The following is a 16321-nucleotide window of genomic DNA, read 5'->3' on the forward strand; positions in this document are numbered from 1 at the left end:
CCTCTCGATGTCACGTTTCGGCGGCGGTGGACCGCTGTTGTCAGCCGGACACCGCCGCGATGCTGTCCTCGGCCGCCGCCACGACCGCCTCCGCCGTGACGCCGTACTCGTCGAAGATGCGCTGGTAGGCGGCGCTGGCGCCGTAGTCCTCGATCGACACGATCCGGCCGTGGTCGCCGACGAGCTCGCGCCAGCCGAGGGCGACGCCGGCCTCCACCGACACGCGGGCCTTGGTGATCGGGGGGATGACCCGGTCCCGGTAGGACTGGTCCTGCTCGTCGAACCACTCGCGGCACGGCATCGACACGACTCGCGCCGACACGCCGCGCTCGGCGAGCGTGCGTCGTGCCTCGACGGCGAGCTGCACCTCCGAGCCGGTCGCGATGAGCACCACGTCGGGCTCACCGCCCTCGGCGTCGAGCAGCACGTAGCCGCCCCGGGCGACGTCGTCGGTGGGAGCGAACCCGTCGGTGCCGCGGGGGAAGGTCGGCACGTTCTGCCGGGTCAGGCACAGCGCAGCCGGGCCGTCGGTACGCCGGATCACCTCACGCCACGCGGCGCTGGTCTCGTTGGCGTCGGCGGGGCGCACGACGGCCAGGCCCGGGATCGCCCGCAGCGCGGCCAGGTGCTCGACCGGCTGGTGCGTGGGGCCGTCCTCGCCGAGCCCGATGGAGTCGTGGGTCCAGATGTAGATCGTCGGGATCTTCATGAGGGCGGCGAGCCGCACCGCCGGGCGCATGTAGTCGGAGAACTGCAGGAACGTGGCCCCGAAGACGCGTGTCAGGCCGTGCAGCGTGATCCCGTTGAGGATCGCGCCCATCGCGTGCTCGCGCACGCCGAAGTGGAGCACCCGGCCGTAGCGGTCACCCGTGAACATGTCGGTGGAGTGCTCGGCCGGGAAGAAGGACGGCGCACCCGCGATGGTGCTGTTGTTGGACTCCGCGAGGTCGGCGGAGCCACCCCAGAGCTCGGGCAGGTGGGGGGCGAGGGCGTTGATCACGGCGCCGGACGCCTTCCGGGTCGCCACGCCCTTCTCGTCAGCCTCGAACGACGGCAGGTCGGCGTCCCAGCCCTCCGGGAGCTCGCGCTTGCGCATGCGGTGCAGGAGCGTCGCGGCGTCGGGGTTGGCCTTGGCCCAGGCGTCGTACTGCTCGTCCCACGCCGAACCGGCCTGCTTGCCGCGCTCGATGGCCTCACGGGTGTGGGCGAGGACCTCGTCGGCGACCTCGAAGGTCCGCGCGGGGTCGAACCCGAGGATCTCCTTGGTGGCCGCGACCTCGTCCTCGCCGAGTGCCGAGCCGTGGGCCGCCCCGGTGTTGCGGGCGTTGGGCGCCGGCCAGGCGATGACGGTCCGCAGGTTGATGAACGACGGCTTGTCGGTGACCTTGCGGGCCTCGCGCAGGGCCTTGTAGAGGGCGTTGACGTCCTCCTCGTAGCCGTTGCTCCCGTTGGTCCAGTCGACGTTCTGGACGTGCCAGCCGTAGGCCCGGTAGCGGGCGGAGACGTCCTCGCTGATGGCGACGGAGGTGTCGTCCTCGATGGAGATCTCGTTGTCGTCGTAGATCACGACGAGGTTGCCGAGCTGCTGGTGGCCGGCGATGGAGGACGCCTCGGCGCTGACACCCTCCATGATGTCGCCGTCGCTGGCGATGGCGTAGACGAAGTGGTCGAAGGGCGACTCTCCCTCGGCAGCGTCGGGGTCGAGCAGGCCGCGCTCGCGGCGCGCGGCCATCGCCATCCCCACGGCGTTGCCCACACCCTGGCCGAGGGGCCCCGTCGTGGTCTCGACGCCGGCGGTGTGGCCGTACTCGGGGTGACCGGGGGTCTTGGACCCCCAGGTGCGCAGCGCCTTGATGTCGTCGAGCTCCAACCCGAAGCCGGCCAGGTAGAGCTGGATGTAGAGCGTCAGCGACGTGTGTCCGGCGGAGAGCACGAACCGGTCGCGGCCGATCCAGTCGGGGTCGGCGGGGTCGTGCCGCATCACCTTCTGGAACAGCAGGTACGCCACGGGCGCCAGGCTCATCGCCGTGCCGGGGTGGCCGTTGCCCACCTTCTGCACGGCGTCCATCGCCAGCACCCGGACCGTGTCCACGGCTCGCTGGTCGAGTTCGTTCCATTCGAGTCGGGCGGGAAGGTCGGTCACAGGGGTCCTCTCACGTCGATCTGCGCATGGCACGCCAGCACCGAGACTACTCAGGTCGCCAGTTAGACTGCGAGGCGCATCCACGCTCCCGTACCCGAGGATCCCTGTGACATACGTCGGCCATTCGGTCCCTGCGCTCACGCAGCCGGGACCGGCACGTGCCGGCGCGCGCGACGTGGTGGCGGCGTACGTGGGCCTGATGAAGCCGCGCGTCATCGAGCTGCTGCTGCTGACCACCGTCCCGGTGATGTTCTTCGCAGCCCGCGGGGTTCCCGAGCTCGGCCTGGTCGTGGCCACCGTGGTGGGCGGGACCCTGTCCTCCGGGTCGGCGTCGGCCCTCAACTGCGTCTACGACCGTGACATCGACGAGCAGATGCGCCGTACCCGTCGCCGTGCGCTGCCGCGCCACATCGTGTCGCCGGTCGCGGCCACGGTCTTCGGGGTCGTGCTCGGCGTGCTGGCGACCGTGGTGCTGGCCACGTGGGTCAACTGGCTCTCGGCGGGCCTGGCACTGCTCGCCGAGGTGTTCTACCTCGGCGTCTACACCGTGCTCCTCAAGCGCCGGACGACCCAGAACATCGTCTGGGGTGGGCTCGCCGGGTGCTTCCCCGCCCTGATCGGTTGGACCGCGGTCACCGGGTCCCTCGCCTGGCCGCCGGTCGTCCTGTTCCTGGTCGTCTTCTTCTGGACCCCGCCCCACACCTGGGCGCTCGCCCTGCGCTACCGCGAGGACTACGCCAACGTCGACGTCCCGATGCTGCCGGTCGTCGCCCGGGCCGAGCGCGTCGGGCGCCAGGTCGTGCTCTACAGCTGGGCGATGGTCGCCACCTCGCTGCTCCTGTGGCCGGTCGCCGACACCGGCTGGTTCTACCCCGCGGCCGCCGCGGTGCTCGGCGCGGTGTTCCTCGTGGAGGCCCACCGGATGTGGGGGCGCAGCCGCGGCACCGAGGACCTGGCCCGGATCCAGCCGATGCGGCTGTTCCACTCCTCCAACCTCTACCTCTCGCTGCTCTTCGTCTCGGTCGCGCTCGACCCGCTGCTCACCCGCTGAGGCGGTGCCGCGACCGCGGTGGGCGGCTCGCGGGTGGCGAGCAGGGCCCACGTCATCGCCGCGGAGATCAGCGCCGCCCCCAGCAGGTGGATGCCGACGAGGAGCACCGGCAGGTCGGTGAAGTACTGGACGAAGCCGACCAGGCCCTGGGCGAGCTCGAGCCCGAGCAGGACCAGCACCGCACGTCGGGCCGAGGCGGGGGCCACCAGCGCGAGACCGATGGTCAGACCCACGAACAGGAACACCAGGTCGGCGTGGACCTGGCTGAGCTGGAGCGGGTCCAGGCCGTTGCGGGGCACGTCGCGGTCGCCGGCGTGGGGCCCCGAACCGGTCACGACCGTTCCGACGTACAGCACGGCCCAGCCGGCGGCGAGGACCAGCCACGCGAGGGTCACCACCCGCCCCGACGCCGGTTCCGGGTCCGGCCGGTCGAGCCGCCAGAGGAACAGCACCGCGACCCCGATGATCGCCAGCGAGCACAGCAGGTGGAACGACACCAGCCACGGGTTGAGGTCGGCCAGCACGACGAACCCGCCGATCACCGCCTGGGCGGGGATGCCGAGGGCCATCACCAGCGCCAGCAGCCGCAGGTCGCGCCGGCCGGTCTGCCAGGCCGAGACGAAGGTCAGGACCGCGACGGCGGCGAGCACGAAGGTCAGCAACCGGTTCCCGAACTCGATGGCCGAGTGGTAGTCGAGGGCACCGCGCGGGGTGAAGGACTCCTCGGTGCAGCGCGGCCACGTCGGGCACCCCAGCCCGGAGGCCGTCAGCCGCACCGCTCCACCGGTCAGCACGATGCCGATGTTGGCTGCCAACGACGCCCAGCCGAGCCGCCGGACCTGCCGCGACAGGTCGAGCCTCACTCCCATCGGAAGGTCCTCACGGTCAGGACGGTCGCGAGCGCTCCCCACCCGAGCAGGACGAGCAGCGGGACCACGGGGAACGTCCCACCGAGGAAGGCGGCGCGCATCGAGTCGCCGAGCGCCCCGGACGGCAGCCAGCGGGCCACCACGCCGAGCGCGCCGTACGACGCGGGTGGGAGCACGACCGCGCCGCCGGTCAGCAGCAGCAGGTAGACCAGGTTGGCCGCCGCGAGCGTGGCCTCGGCCCGCAGCACGCCGGCGACGAGCAGGCCGAGGGCGGCGAACGCGAAGGTGCCGGCGAGGACGGCCAGCAGGGCGGCCGGGACGGCGCCGGCGAGGCGGGGCTCCCAGCCGAGGGCGAGGCCGACCGAGGCGACGACGACGACCTGGGCGACCTCCACGACGACCAGGGCGCCCACCTTGCCGAGGAGCAGTCCCGAGCGGGGGAGCGGTGAGGCGCCGAGACGCTTGATGACGCCGTAGCGCCGCTCGAAGCCGGTGGCGATGGCGAGCGAGGTGAAGGCAGTGGACATGACGGCGAGCGCGATGACACCCGGGGTCAGGACGTCGACCGGCCGGCGCCCCCCGAGGTCGAGCCCCAGCCGCTCGGCGCCCACGACGCCGCCGACGAGCACGATGACCGGGATGACCACGGCGAGCAGGAGCTGCTCGCCGTTGCGCAGCAGGAGCCGGGTCTCCATGGACGCCTGGGCCCGGACCATGCGCGACAGCGGCGCCGCCCCCGGTGCGGGGGTGAAGCCGGTCACGAGGTGAGCTCCCGCCCGGTGAGCTTGAGGAAGACGTCCTCGAGGCTGCGCTGCCCCAGGCTCAGGGTCTCCGGCAGCACGCCGTGCTCCTCGCACCACGCCGACACCTTCGCCAGCGTGGTCGCGTCGGCCGGGCCGGTCACGAGCAGGCTGACCTCGTCGAGCTGGGTGACCTCGGTCCCCTCGCCGAGCCGGGCCCGGAGGGACAGGGGTGCGCCGGGAGGGAACGGCTCGGTCACGACCAGCCGGATGGTGGCCACCGTGCCGCCCCGGGTCAGCTGGAGCGGGGACCCGCTGGCGACCAGCCGCCCGCGGTCGACGATGTGGACCAGGTCGGAGAGCCGCTCGGCCTCCTCCATGTAGTGGGTCGTCAGCACCACGGTGACACCGTCGTCGCGCAGCTCACCCAGCAGCTCCCAGGTCGTACGCCGAGCCTGGGGGTCCATCCCCGCTGTCGGTTCGTCCACGAACACGAGCTCCGGCCGCCCCACCAGGGCCATCGCGAGCCCGAGCCGCTGCTGCTGCCCGCCGGAGAGCCGTCGGTAGGGGGTGCGGCCGCAGTCGTCGAGCCCGAGCCGCTCGCTCAGCAGGTCGGTGTCCAGGGGATGGGCGTGCAGCCGGGCGATGTGGTCGAGCATCTCGCGTGCCCGCACCCCGGACCAGGCGCCACCCTGCTGCAGCATCACCCCGATGCGGGGGAGCAGCCGGCGGCGGTCGCGTCGGGGGTCGAGCCCCAGCACCCGGACCGTGCCCTCCTGCGGACGGCGGTAGCCCTCGCAGGTCTCCAGGGTGGTGGTCTTCCCGGCACCGTTCGGCCCCAGGACGGCGGTGATGGTGCCCGGCGCGACCACGAGCGAGAGGCCGTCGACCGCCGTGGTGTCGCCGTACCGCATGACCAGGCCGTCGATCTCGACGGCGGGCGGGGCGGCGGACACGGGGAGAGTCTAGGAACGCATGTCACACCTCGACGTCCGCGGGTGGCTCGGCGTCGTCGAGCGTCTCGTCGGCGAAGACGGCGGGCGGCTCTCGCCACGGCTCCGCGTCCCCGGCGGCCGCCGCGCGGATGGCGGCGTGGACCCGGGCCGGGGTGCAGGGGATGTCGACGTGGCGCACACCGAGGTGGGACAGGGCGTCGACGACGGCGTTCTGGACGGCCGGGGTGGCGCCGATGGTGGCAGCCTCGCCGATCCCCTTCGCACCCAGTGTGTTGTGGGGCGTGGGCGTCTCGGTGCTGTGGGCCTCGATCGCCGTGGTGTCGGCCGTCGTGGGAAGCGCGTAGTCGGCGAACGTCGCGGTCAGCGGCGTGCCCTCGTCGTCGTGGACGAACTGCTCCCACAGCGCCTGGCTGATGCCCTGCACGGCACCGCCGTGCTGCTGGCCGCGGACCAGGAGTGGGTTGACCACCCGGCCGCAGTCGTCGACGGCGACGTGCCGGACCGGGGTCACGTGCCCCGTCTCGGTGTCGACCTCGACGACCGCGACGTGGGTGCCGAAGGGGAAGGTGGAGTGCTCCTGCCGGAAGTCCGTCGTGACCGCGAGCGGCTCGCCGTGCTCGGCCGCGCGCCGCGCCAGGTCGACCCAGCCCAGCGTCACGCCCGGGACGCCGCGGACCGCGAAGCCCTGCTCACCCAGCTCGACGTCGTCCGCCGACGCCTCCAGCAGCTCGGCCGCCAGCGTGCGCGCCCGGTCGAGCAGCTCCGCGGCGGCCCGCGACACGGCTTCGCCTCCCATCTGCAGCGAGCGGGCGCCGCCGGTGCCGCCGCCACTGGGCACCACGGCGGTGTCGGCCTGCTCGTAGCGGATCCGGTCGAGGTCGATGCCGAGCCGGTCGGCCACGATCATCGAGAACGCGGTCGCGTGACCCTGCCCGTGGGCGGCCGTGCCGGCGCGGACGGTCGCTGAGCCGTCGTCGTGCACCTCCACGAAGCCGTGCTCGCGCCCGCCGAACCCCGTGATCTCGACGTAGGACGCGATCCCGATCCCGAGCTGGCGGACGTCCCCGGCGTCCCGCCGCCGGGCCTGCTCCGCGCGCAGGCCGTCGACGTCGGCGAGCCGCAGCGCCTCGCGCAACGGCAGGTCGTAGTCGCCGGAGTCGTACGTCGCGCCCGCGTGCGTGCGCCAGGGGAACGCGTCGGGCGTCACGAAGTTGCGGCGCCGGATCTCCTCCGGCGCCAGCCCCAGCTCGTCGGCGGCCAGGTCGAGCACGCGCTCCAGCAACGCGGCTGCCTCGGGCCGGCCCGCGCCGCGGAAGGCACCCACGGGTGGGGTGTTGGTCACGACCGAGAGCCCGTCGTAGCGGAGCCGCGGGATGACGTAGGGCCCCTGCGCCATGGTGCGGGTGGACCCGGAGGCGAAGGACCCGCCGAACCCGGCGTACGCGCCGCAGTCGCCGACGACCCGGGCACGCAGCCCGGTGATCCGCCCCTCGCGGGTCAGCCCCAGCTCGACGTACTGCACCTGGCCGCGGCCCTGCATCGAGAGCATCGCCTCGCTGCGGGTCTCCGTCCACGCCACCGGCCGTCCGAGGGCGATGGCCGCGGCGACGACCGCGGCATGGTCGGGGGAGAGGCCCGCCTTGCCGCCGAAGGCACCTCCCACGTGGGGGGCCACCACGCGGACCGTGCCCCGCGGGAGCCCCGTCCACTCGGTGAGGAGCCGCTTCGCGAGGTGCGGGTGCTGCGTCGAGAGCCACAGGGTGAGCCGGTGCCCCGCCTCGTCGGGGGTGGGGTCGACCAGGACGGCGTTGGCCTCGATGGGGGCCGTGGCCAGCCGGTTGTTCTCGAAGCGGCCCCGGACGACGACCTCGGCGTCCTCGAGCGGGTCTCCCTCCCCGAGCCGGCGGATGGCGATGTTGCGGGGGAGCGCGTCGTAGAGCTGCGGCGCCGACTCGTCCGCGGCCCGCTCCGGGTCGACGACGGCGGGGAGCGGCTCGTGGTCGACGTCGACCAGCTCGGCAGCGTCGACGGCCTGCGCGCGGGTCTCGGCCACGACCAGGGCCACCGGGTCCCCGGCGTACTGGACCTCGTCGCGGGCGAGGGCGTGCCGCACCACCTGGCCGTTGGCGGTCGCGAACGCCGGGACGGGCTCCTGGGGCAGGTCCGCCGCGGTCAGCACCGCCACGACCCCGGGTGCGGCGGCCGCCTCTCCCGGGTCGATGCCGGCGATCCGTGCGCGGGGGAAGGGGCTGCGCACGAAGACCGCGTGCAGGACGTCGTCGCGCTGCTGGGCGAGGTTGTCGACGAACGTCCCGCGACCCCGGAGCAGGTCAGGGTCCTCGACGCGGCGTACCTCGGTCCCGAGGATCGATCCCGGCATGCCGTGAGACTAGTGGCGGCACCCTCGGCGCCCCGGCGCCGGAGCGGCGCCGGGGCCCTGCGCGGGGCCTAAGGGTGGCCTTACTTGAAGCGGAGAAACCATTAACGGCACACTGGCGTTGTGGAATTCAGTGGTGGCGACCGGACGACGAGGGAGCGCGTGGCCCGCGCGATCCTCGAGCACGGTCCTGCCACCGCCGCCGTGCTCGCCGAGCGGCTGGACCTGACGGCGGCAGCTGTCCGCCGTCATCTCGACCACCTGGTCGAGGACGGCACGCTCGAGGCCCGTGACCAGCGGGTCTACGGCAGCCGCCGCCGGGGTCGGCCCGCGAAGGTGTTCGCGCTCACCGACGCCGGCCGCGACGCGTTCGACCAGCACTACGACGACCTGGCCGTCGAGGCGCTGCGGTTCCTCGCCGAGACCCAGGGCGACGATGCGGTGCTGGAGTTCGCCCGCCGCCGCGTGGCGTTCATCGAGCGCGACTACGAACGCCTGGTCGCCGAGCAGCCCGACCTCTCGCCCGCTGCGGCGCTGGCCCGGGTGCTCACCGACGAGGGCTACGCCGCGCGGGTCCGCGGGCTGCCGCTCGTGGGCGGGCACGCCGCCGGGGAGCAGCTGTGCCAGCAGCACTGCCCGGTGTCCCACGTGGCCCACGAGTTCCCGCAGCTGTGCGAGGCGGAGACCGAGGCCATCGGCCGCGTGCTCGGCACCCACGTCCAGCGGCTGGCGACGATCGCCCACGGCGACGGCGTCTGCACCACCTGCATCCCGGTCCCGACCCGGACCGGAACCTCCGACGACAGGGAGCAGAAGTGACCTCCATCGAAGAACTCAACCCGGAGCTCAAGGGTCTGCGTGACCGCTACGAGTTCGGGTGGGCCGACCGCGACGACGCCGGCGCCGCCGCTGTCCGGGGGCTCAACGAGCACGTCGTCCGCGACATCTCCGGCAAGAAGTCGGAGCCGCAGTGGATGCTCGACCTCCGCCTGAAGGGCCTCAAGCTCTTCGACCGCAAGCCGCTGCCCACGTGGGGCTCGGACCTGTCGACCATCGACTTCGACAACATCAAGTACTTCGTCCGCTCCACCGAGAAGCAGGCCACCAGCTGGGAGGACCTGCCCGAGGACATCAAGAACACCTACGACAAGCTCGGCATCCCCGAGGCCGAGAAGCAGCGCCTCGTCGCGGGCGTGGCCGCGCAGTACGAGTCGGAGGTCGTCTACCACCAGATCCGCGAGGACCTCGAGGAGCAGGGCGTCCTCTTCCTCGACACCGACACGGCCCTCAAGGAGCACCCGGAGCTGTTCCAGGAGTACTTCGGGACCGTGATCCCGGTCGGTGACAACAAGTTCGCCGCGCTCAACACGGCCGTGTGGTCGGGCGGTTCGTTCATCTACGTCCCGCCCGGTGTCCACGTCGACATCCCGCTGCAGGCCTACTTCCGCATCAACACCGAGAACATGGGCCAGTTCGAGCGGACGCTGATCATCGTCGACGAGGACGCCTACGTGCACTACGTCGAGGGCTGCACCGCCCCGATCTACTCCTCGGACTCGCTGCACTCGGCGGTCGTGGAGATCGTGGTCAAGAAGGGCGGCCGGTGCCGCTACACCACCATCCAGAACTGGTCGAACAACGTCTACAACCTGGTGACCAAGCGGGCGACCTGCGAGGCCGGCGCCACCATGGAGTGGGTCGACGGCAACATCGGCTCCAAGGTCACCATGAAGTACCCCGCCGTCTACCTGATGGGTGAGCACGCCAAGGGCGAGACGCTGTCGATCGCCTTCGCGGGCGAGGGCCAGCACCAGGACGCCGGCGCCAAGATGGTGCACGCGGCGCCCCACACCTCGAGCTCGATCCTGAGCAAGTCCGTGGCCCGGGGTGGCGGCCGCACCTCCTACCGCGGCCTGGTCCAGGTCAACGAGGGCGCCCACGGGTCCAAGTCCAACGTGCTCTGCGACGCACTCCTGGTCGACCAGATCAGCCGGTCTGACACCTACCCCTACGTCGACATCCGTGAGGACGACGTGTCCATGGGCCACGAGGCGTCGGTCTCGAAGGTCTCGGAGGACCAGCTGTTCTACCTGATGTCGCGCGGGATGGCCGAGGACGAGGCGATGGCGATGATCGTGCGCGGCTTCGTCGAGCCGATCGCCAAGGAGCTGCCCATGGAGTACGCCCTCGAGCTGAACCGCCTCATCGAGCTGCAGATGGAGGGAGCGGTTGGCTAGCGGCTTCGCCGCAGCCAACCGGCTCCCCGGCTCGCTTCGCTCGCCCATGGCACAGAAGGCCGCGCCCTCCTCCTCGCCTGGCGGCTCGTCGTCGCACGGCTGAGCTGGCATGAGGGCTCAGAAACCCCCGAACGACCCGGAAAGAGAAGTAGTGACACTGACTGACTCAGTTCGAGACACGCTCGAGGTCGAGCGCGTCGAGAGCCACCTCAACCCCCCGGCGTCCTACGACCTCGCCGACCACCCGGTGCCGACCGGGCGGGAGGAGACCTGGCGCTTCACGCCGCTCAAGCGGCTGCGCGGGATCCTCGACGGTGAGGCGTCCTCCGCGACGCTGTCGTGGGAGACGAGCATGCCCGAGGGGGTGACCGTCCGCACGGTCTCGGACGCCGAGGCGCGTGAGCTCGGCGAGCTGCCTCCCAACGAGCTGCCCGCGGCGCTCTCCGTCGCCCGGTCCGCCGGGTGCCGGGTCATCGACGTGCCGGCCGACTTCGACTCCGACGAGCCGGTCCTGGTCCGGCTCCACGGCGACGACGCCGACGCTCTCGTGTGGGACCGCCTGGTGGTCCGCGTCGGCACCCACGCCCGCGCGACGGTCGTGCTCGAGCACACCGGCTCGGCGCGCTACTCCGCCATCACCTCGGTCGTCGTCGGCGACGGCGCCGACCTCACGATGGTGACGGTGCAGGACTGGGACGACGACGCCGTCCACCTCGGGCGCGACTCCATCCGGGTCGGCCGTGACGCGCGCGTCAAGCATGCCGCCCTGTCCTTCGGCGGCGACCTGGTCCGGATGCACGCCAACGTCGAGTACGCCGGCCCCGGTGGAGACGCCGAGCTGCTCGGCCTCTACTTCGCCGACGCCGGCCAGCACATCGAGCACCGGCTCTTCGCCGACCACACGGCCCCCAAAACCCGCAGCCACGTCAGCTACAAGGGGGCCCTGCAGGGGGAGCGGGCGCACACCGTGTGGGTCGGCAACGTGCTGATCCGCAAGGTCGCCGAGGGCATCGACACCTACGAGGAGAACCGCAACCTCGTCCTCACCGACGGCTGCCAGGCCGACTCCATCCCCAACCTGGAGATCGAGACCGGCGAGATCGATGGTGCGGGGCACGCCTCGGCCACCGGTCGCTTCGACGACGAGCAGCTGTTCTACCTCCGGTCCCGCGGCATCGAGGAGAAGGAGGCGCGCCGACTGGTCGTGCACGGCTTCTTCAACGACCTGATCCGCAAGGTCGGCGTACCCGCCATCGAGGAGAAGCTCTACGCGATCGTCGAGGCCGAGCTCGCCAAGAACGTCTCCGGCAAGGAGCTCTGATGGCGTTCGAGAAGGCCTGCGCACTCGCCGACGTGACCGAGGAGGCCGCGCTGGCGGTCACCCTCGGCCGATACGACGTGGCCGTGGCCCGTGACGGCGACGAGGTGTTCGCCATCGAGAACACCTGCTCGCACGCGGCCGTCGCGCTGAGCGAGGGCGAGGTCGCCGACGGGACCGTCGAGTGCTGGCTGCACGGGTCGTGCTTCGACCTGCGCACCGGCAAGCCCACCCACCTGCCCGCGACCGAGCCGGTCGCCATCTTCCCCGTCGAGGTACGCGGCACGGACGTGTACGTCGACACCGAGACCACCCTGAACGGAGTGACCCCCCAGTGAGCACACTTGAGATCAAGGACCTGCACGTCAGCGTCGAGACCGAGGACGGCCCCAAGGAGATCCTCAGGGGCGTCACCCTGACCATCCGGTCCGGTGAGGTCCACGCGATCATGGGCCCCAACGGGTCCGGCAAGTCGACGCTGGCCTACTCGATCGCCGGCCACCCGAAGTACGACATCACCTCCGGCAGCGTCACCCTCGACGGCGAGGACGTGCTGGAGATGAGCGTCGACGAGCGCGCCCGCGCCGGGCTGTTCCTCGCGATGCAGTACCCCGTGGAGGTCCCGGGCGTCTCGGTCGCCAACTTCCTGCGGACCGCCAAGACCGCGATCGACGGCGAGGCGCCCAAGCTGCGTCACTGGGTCAAGGACGTCAACACCGCGATGGAGGCGGCGGGGCTCGACCCGACGTTCTCGCAGCGCAACGTCAACGAGGGCTTCTCCGGCGGTGAGAAAAAGCGCCACGAGATCGCCCAGCTCGAGCTGCTCGACCCCAAGGTCGCGGTGCTCGACGAGACCGACTCCGGCCTCGACATCGACGCGCTCAAGGTCGTCTCGGAGGGCGTCAACCGCTTCGCCGAGGACGGGGACAAGGCCGTCCTGCTGATCACGCACTACACGCGCATCCTGCGCTACATCAAGCCCGACTTCGTGCACGTCTTCGTCGCCGGCCGGATCGCCGACGAGGGCGGACCGGAGCTGGCCGACCAGCTCGAGGCCGAGGGCTACGACAAGTACCAGAAGGCTGCCGTCGGAGGTTGAGGCGCGAGGGCCCTCGGGCCCGAGCCACGACACCACCGGCGCTGAAAGGAAGCTGATGACCGTCCCCGGACTGCTCTCCGATCTAGAGGTCCTGCGCAAGGACTTCCCGATCCTGTCGCGCACGCTCGCGAACGGGCAGCCGCTGGTCTACCTCGACAGCGCCAACACCTCGCAGAAGCCGCAGGTGGTGATCGACACCATGGTCGACCACCTCGAGCGGCACAACGCCAACATCGCCCGCGCCATGCACCAGCTCGGCGCGGAGTCGACCGCGGCGTTCGAGCACGCGCGCGACGTGGTGGCCGGCTTCATCGCGGCGCCGTCGCGCGACGAGGTGGTCTTCACCAAGAACGCCTCCGAGGCGCTCAACCTGGTCGCCAACACACTGGCGTGGCGGGGTGAGCACCAGGTCGGCGAGGGCGACGAGGTCGTCATCACCGAGATGGAGCACCACTCCAACATCGTGCCGTGGCAGCTGCTCACGCAGCGGACCGGCGCGACGCTGCGGTGGTTCGGCCTCACCGACGAGGGCCGGCTCGACCTCTCGGACATCGACGACCTCATCACCGAGCGCACCAAGGTGGTCGCCCTGACCTGGGTGTCCAACATGCTCGGCACGATCAACCCCGTCGCCGAGATCGCCCGGCGCGCCCACGAGGTCGGGGCCCTGGTGGTGGTCGACGCCTCCCAGGCCGTGCCGCAGCTGCCGGTCGACGTGACCCAGTGCGGCGCCGACCTGCTGGTCTTCACCGGGCACAAGGCCGTCGGACCGACGGGCATCGGTGTGCTCTGGGGTCGTCGCGAGGTGCTCGATGCGCTGCCGCCCTTCCTGGGTGGCGGCGAGATGATCGAGACCGTCACGATGGCGCGCTCGACGTACGCCGGCCTCCCGCACAAGTTCGAGGCCGGGACCCCGCCGATCGTCGAGGCCGTGGGCCTGGGCGCCGCCCTCGACTACCTCGGCCACGTGGGGATGGAGGCCATCCACGCCCATGAGCAGGCGATCACCGGCTACGCCCTGGCGGGGCTGGAGACGGTCCCGGGGCTGACCGTGCTGGGGCCGCGCGACGCCGCGGAGCGCGGGGGAGCGATCAGCTTCGAGCTCGACGGGATCCACCCGCACGACGTGGCGACGGTGCTCGACACCCGCGGTGTGGCCGTCCGGGCGGGGCACCACTGCGCCAAGCCGGCGCACGCGCGGTTCGGGGTGCAGAGCTCGACCCGGATGTCGTCCTACCTCTACACCACACCCGGCGAGATCGACGCGCTCGTCGACGGCCTGCTGTACACCCGCGACTACTTCGAGGTGGGATGAGCCCATGAGCGCAGAGCTCGACTCGCTGTACCAGGAGATCATCCTCGACCACTACAAGAACCCCCACCACAAGGGGCTCCGTGAGCCCTTCGAGGCGGAGGTCCACCACGTCAACCCCACGTGCGGCGACGAGGTGACGCTGCGGGTGCACCTCAGCGACGGCACCGTCGAGGACGTCTCCTACGACGCCATCGGCTGCTCGATCTCACAGGCCGCCGCCTCGGTGATGACCGACCTGGTGATCGGCCGGAGCGTCGAGGACGCGATGCAGGTGCACGAGGAGTTCCTGGCCCTGATGCAGGGCAAGGGTCAGGTCGAGCCCGACGAGGAGGTGCTGGAGGACGGCGTCGCCTTCGCCGGCGTCGCCAAGTTCCCCGCCCGCGTGAAGTGCGCCCTGCTGGCCTGGATGGCCTGGAAGGACGCGACGAGCCAAGTCCTGGAGGAGAAGGCATGACCACCAACCCCGCTCACGACGACCTGCCCGACGTCCCCGAGGCGGCCGCCGGAGGCGGCACCACGACCGTGACCGAGGACGACGTCACCGAGGCGATGAAGGACGTCGTCGACCCCGAGCTCGGCATCAACGTCGTCGACCTCGGCCTGGTCTACGGCGTCCACCTCGACGAGGACCACAACTGCGTCCTCGACATGACGCTGACCTCGGCAGCCTGCCCGCTCACCGACGTCATCCAGGACCAGACCCGGTCCGCCCTGGAGGGTCTGGTCAGCGACGTCCTCATCAACTGGGTCTGGATGCCGCCGTGGGGCCCCGACAAGATCACCGACGACGGTCGCGAGCAGCTGCGCGCGCTGGGCTTCAACGTCTGAGCCGCTGGGGGACCGGCTCAGCCGTGCCCCGTGACGGGGGCCGCGAGCTCAGGGGATGACTCTGGCTGGCGGCCACCCGGCCGCCCAGCCGGCGGCCGACGGGAATGGGTGGCGCTGGCCGGCGGTTGTGCGGCCATGCACATCGGGATCATCGGGTCGGGCAACATCGGCGGGACGCTGTCGCGGCTCGTCACGGCCGCGGGGCACACCGCGACGCTCGCCAACAGTCGCGGGCCCGACAGCCTGCGCGAGCGGGTCGACGGTGTGGAACGGCTCGAGGCCGGCTCCGTCGCGGAGGCAGCGGCCGCCGACCTCGTCATCGAGGCCGTGCCCTTCGCCGCCGTGCGCGATCTCCCCGCCGACGCCCTGGACGGCCGCATCCTCGTGTCGGCCTCGAACTACTACCCCGACCGCGACGGCGAGATCGACCTGGACGGCCGCACCCACGCGCGGTGGGTCGCCGACCGCGTGCCGGGCGCACGGGTCGTCAAGGCGTTCAACACCATCTGGTCCGGGCACCTCGCCGCGCAGGGCGACCGGTCCCGGGCTGAGGCAGATCGACGGGTCATCCCCCTCGTCGGCGACGACGAGGAGGCGAAGGCCGTGGTCGCCGAGCTCGTGCGCGACCTGGGGTTCGCCCCCCTGGACCTCGGGGGGCTGGACGACGGCCACCTCCAGCAGCCGGGCGCGGCAATCTACAACAACGACCTGACCCTCGCCGAGGCCCGCGAGCTGATCGCCGACACCGGCACGCCGCCGGCCACGCCGGGCTCGCGGCCGACCACCTGAAGGGGCTCGCCGACCGTCTCCCAGACCCCCTCGCTGCCGCGGCTGCCTGCGGACGGAGACGACGCACGTTGGCGTAGCGTGACCGCCATGGCCACCGACCCCACGCCGCCGACCGACGTCGACGCGTTCTGGAACCTCGCGCGGTTCCACGCGAAGTTGAACGCCGCCCCGACGTACTTCGGCCCGACCACGCTCGAGGTCGTGCCGCCGCCGGCGTGGTCGTTCGGGGCGACGCCGGAGCAGGCCGACGAGCTGCTGAGCCTGGTGCTCGCCGGGGAGAAGACGGCAACGGCGTCGGCCCTGTGGGACTACGAGGCCGATGACGAGGAGCTGCCGCAGGCGGGCACCCTCAGCATCGTGCTCGACGGCGCCGGCCACCCGCACGCGCTGATCGAGACCACCGACGTGACGGTGGTTCCCTTCGACGAGGTCGACGAGGAGCACGCGCGGCTCGAGGGGGAGGGTGACAAGACCTTGCGCCACTGGCGGGAGGTCCACCAGCGGTTCTTCACCGAGCACGCCGCCCACGACCGGGGGTTCACCTCCGACATGCCGGTCGTGCTGGAGCGCTTCCGGGTCCTCTACCAGGCCTGAGCCTC

The 16321-nt window shown here is 71.8% G+C and carries 16 protein-coding genes; 11 read left to right on the plus strand and 5 right to left on the minus strand.

The annotated features are described in order from the left end of the window. Positions 1-40 precede the first annotated feature (40 nt). Positions 41-2068, minus strand: coding sequence for a transketolase (tkt, locus tag K6T13_RS08580; protein ID WP_249424032.1), 2028 nt, complete (start codon positions 2066-2068; stop codon positions 41-43). Between the two features lie 181 nt (positions 2069-2249). Between tkt and K6T13_RS08585 the strand changes: the two genes are divergently transcribed. Beyond that, positions 2250-3194 (plus strand): heme o synthase, encoded by a 945-nt coding sequence (locus K6T13_RS08585; protein WP_249424013.1) that lies wholly within the window; start codon positions 2250-2252, stop codon positions 3192-3194. On the opposite strand, the gene K6T13_RS08590 is transcribed toward K6T13_RS08585, so the two are convergent. The 4 genes from K6T13_RS08590 to K6T13_RS08605 are packed head-to-tail and all read right to left on the minus strand — an operon-like array spanning position 3140 to position 8139. Beyond that, positions 3140-4063 carry a COX15/CtaA family protein gene (locus K6T13_RS08590; RefSeq protein WP_222898056.1) on the minus strand — a complete coding sequence of 308 codons (924 nt, stop codon included), beginning with the start codon at positions 4061-4063 and terminating at the stop codon, positions 3140-3142. The two genes, K6T13_RS08585 and K6T13_RS08590, sit on opposite strands and share 55 nt — an antisense overlap. Continuing rightward, complete coding sequence (locus K6T13_RS08595) at positions 4054-4824, minus strand: ABC transporter permease (RefSeq protein WP_430228206.1); 771 nt, start codon at positions 4822-4824, stop codon at positions 4054-4056. The genes K6T13_RS08590 and K6T13_RS08595 overlap by 10 nt, the downstream gene beginning before the upstream one ends. Then, complete coding sequence (locus K6T13_RS08600) at positions 4821-5759, minus strand: ABC transporter ATP-binding protein (RefSeq protein WP_249424014.1); 939 nt, start codon at positions 5757-5759, stop codon at positions 4821-4823. Before K6T13_RS08600 ends, K6T13_RS08595 begins: the two co-directional genes overlap by 4 nt. 22 nt (positions 5760-5781) lie before the next feature. Next, a complete protein-coding gene (locus K6T13_RS08605) occupies positions 5782-8139 on the minus strand; it encodes a xanthine dehydrogenase family protein molybdopterin-binding subunit (RefSeq protein WP_222898057.1) in 2358 nt (785 codons plus the stop codon). Between the two features lie 159 nt (positions 8140-8298). On the opposite strand from K6T13_RS08605, the gene K6T13_RS08610 reads away from it, so the two are divergent. The 10 genes from K6T13_RS08610 (at position 8299) to K6T13_RS08655 (ending at position 16316) form a co-directional block, all read left to right on the plus strand. Next, positions 8299-8955 carry a helix-turn-helix transcriptional regulator gene (locus K6T13_RS08610; protein WP_249424015.1) on the plus strand — a complete coding sequence of 219 codons (657 nt, stop codon included), beginning with the start codon at positions 8299-8301 and terminating at the stop codon, positions 8953-8955. Further along, a complete protein-coding gene (gene sufB / locus K6T13_RS08615; protein WP_222898059.1) occupies positions 8952-10373 on the plus strand; it encodes a Fe-S cluster assembly protein SufB in 1422 nt (473 codons plus the stop codon). Before K6T13_RS08610 ends, sufB begins: the two co-directional genes overlap by 4 nt. A gap of 151 nt (positions 10374-10524) precedes the next feature. Continuing rightward, positions 10525-11694: a Fe-S cluster assembly protein SufD gene (gene sufD, locus K6T13_RS08620; protein WP_249423681.1), complete on the plus strand. Its 1170-nt coding sequence runs from the start codon at positions 10525-10527 to the stop codon at positions 11692-11694. Further along, positions 11694-12029: a non-heme iron oxygenase ferredoxin subunit gene (locus tag K6T13_RS08625; RefSeq protein WP_222894193.1), complete on the plus strand. Its 336-nt coding sequence runs from the start codon at positions 11694-11696 to the stop codon at positions 12027-12029. The genes sufD and K6T13_RS08625 overlap by 1 nt, the downstream gene beginning before the upstream one ends. Continuing rightward, complete coding sequence (gene sufC, locus K6T13_RS08630) at positions 12026-12790, plus strand: Fe-S cluster assembly ATPase SufC (RefSeq protein ID WP_222894194.1); 765 nt, start codon at positions 12026-12028, stop codon at positions 12788-12790. Before K6T13_RS08625 ends, sufC begins: the two co-directional genes overlap by 4 nt. Before the next feature lie 55 nt (positions 12791-12845). Continuing rightward, the gene (locus tag K6T13_RS08635; RefSeq protein ID WP_222894195.1) at positions 12846-14105 is read left to right on the plus strand and encodes a cysteine desulfurase; all 1260 of its coding nucleotides are present in this window, start codon (positions 12846-12848) and stop codon (positions 14103-14105) included. A 4-nt stretch (positions 14106-14109) separates the two neighbouring features. After that, positions 14110-14559 carry a Fe-S cluster assembly sulfur transfer protein SufU gene (sufU, locus tag K6T13_RS08640; RefSeq protein ID WP_222894196.1) on the plus strand — a complete coding sequence of 150 codons (450 nt, stop codon included), beginning with the start codon at positions 14110-14112 and terminating at the stop codon, positions 14557-14559. Beyond that, entirely contained in the window at positions 14556-14933 is a 378-nt protein-coding gene (locus K6T13_RS08645) for a metal-sulfur cluster assembly factor (protein WP_222894197.1), read from the plus strand. Before sufU ends, K6T13_RS08645 begins: the two co-directional genes overlap by 4 nt. Positions 14934-15068: 135 nt before the next feature. Then, complete coding sequence (locus tag K6T13_RS08650) at positions 15069-15722, plus strand: NADPH-dependent F420 reductase (protein ID WP_222894198.1); 654 nt, start codon at positions 15069-15071, stop codon at positions 15720-15722. A gap of 87 nt (positions 15723-15809) precedes the next feature. Then, on the plus strand, positions 15810-16316 hold the full coding sequence (locus K6T13_RS08655) for an ASCH domain-containing protein (protein WP_222894199.1): 507 nt from the start codon (positions 15810-15812) through the stop codon (positions 16314-16316). Positions 16317-16321: the final 5 nt, after the last annotated feature.

The organism is Nocardioides coralli (genome assembly GCF_019880385.1).
GTDB lineage: Bacteria > Actinomycetota > Actinomycetes > Propionibacteriales > Nocardioidaceae > Nocardioides > Nocardioides coralli.

Coding starts and splice junctions, on each gene's coding strand:
- K6T13_RS08625 (WP_222894193.1), top strand. CDS start 11,694: ATGGCGTTCGAGAAGGCCTGCGCACTCGCCGACGTGACCGAGGAGGCC.
- tkt (WP_249424032.1), bottom strand. CDS start 2,068: ATGGACGCCGTGCAGAAGGTGGGCAACGGCCACCCCGGCACGGCGATG.
- sufU (WP_222894196.1), top strand. CDS start 14,110: ATGAGCGCAGAGCTCGACTCGCTGTACCAGGAGATCATCCTCGACCAC.
- K6T13_RS08650 (WP_222894198.1), top strand. CDS start 15,069: ATGCACATCGGGATCATCGGGTCGGGCAACATCGGCGGGACGCTGTCG.
- K6T13_RS08590 (WP_222898056.1), bottom strand. CDS start 4,063: ATGGGAGTGAGGCTCGACCTGTCGCGGCAGGTCCGGCGGCTCGGCTGG.
- K6T13_RS08645 (WP_222894197.1), top strand. CDS start 14,556: ATGACCACCAACCCCGCTCACGACGACCTGCCCGACGTCCCCGAGGCG.
- K6T13_RS08655 (WP_222894199.1), top strand. CDS start 15,810: ATGGCCACCGACCCCACGCCGCCGACCGACGTCGACGCGTTCTGGAAC.
- K6T13_RS08605 (WP_222898057.1), bottom strand. CDS start 8,139: ATGCCGGGATCGATCCTCGGGACCGAGGTACGCCGCGTCGAGGACCCT.
- K6T13_RS08635 (WP_222894195.1), top strand. CDS start 12,846: ATGACCGTCCCCGGACTGCTCTCCGATCTAGAGGTCCTGCGCAAGGAC.